The following is a 401-nucleotide window of genomic DNA, read 5'->3' on the forward strand; positions in this document are numbered from 1 at the left end:
GTCTTGTCATCAATCAACATGATTTTCATGAGTCGCCTCCAATTTTGTAATCAAATCTAACCACTTCGCCTGGACATGTTCAGCATCATAATCACGTGCCTGTTCACAACCGGCTTCACTCGCTTTTTCACGCCAACGTTTATCCGCCAATGCCATAACAATCGCATTGGCAAGGGCGTTCACATCCCCATCCGCGACCAACTTACCGGCCTTGCCGATAATTGCACGCGGACCATAATCAATGTCATACGAAATCACCGGCGTACCAGCTGCCTCAGCTTCCAAAATCGTACGCCCAAAGCCTTCCGTTCGTGATGTGAAAATCGTGACCTGCCCCGTTTGAAATGTGTCAATCGCATCGGTCGTAGCGCCATTAAACGTAATATAGCCTGTCGCATGGG

The 401-nt window shown here is 48.9% G+C and carries 1 protein-coding gene; it reads right to left on the minus strand.

What is annotated here, in order from left to right; genetic code table 11:
- Window positions 1–9: 9 nt before the first annotated feature.
- Window positions 10–401: glycosyltransferase (locus KH400_RS21735; RefSeq protein ID WP_217228192.1), on the minus strand; the 392-nt coding region annotated here is incomplete at its 5' end.

Origin of the sequence: Desertibacillus haloalkaliphilus (genome assembly GCF_019039105.1) — a bacterium.
In the GTDB taxonomy this organism is placed as follows: domain Bacteria; phylum Bacillota; class Bacilli; order Bacillales; family KJ1-10-99; genus Desertibacillus; species Desertibacillus haloalkaliphilus.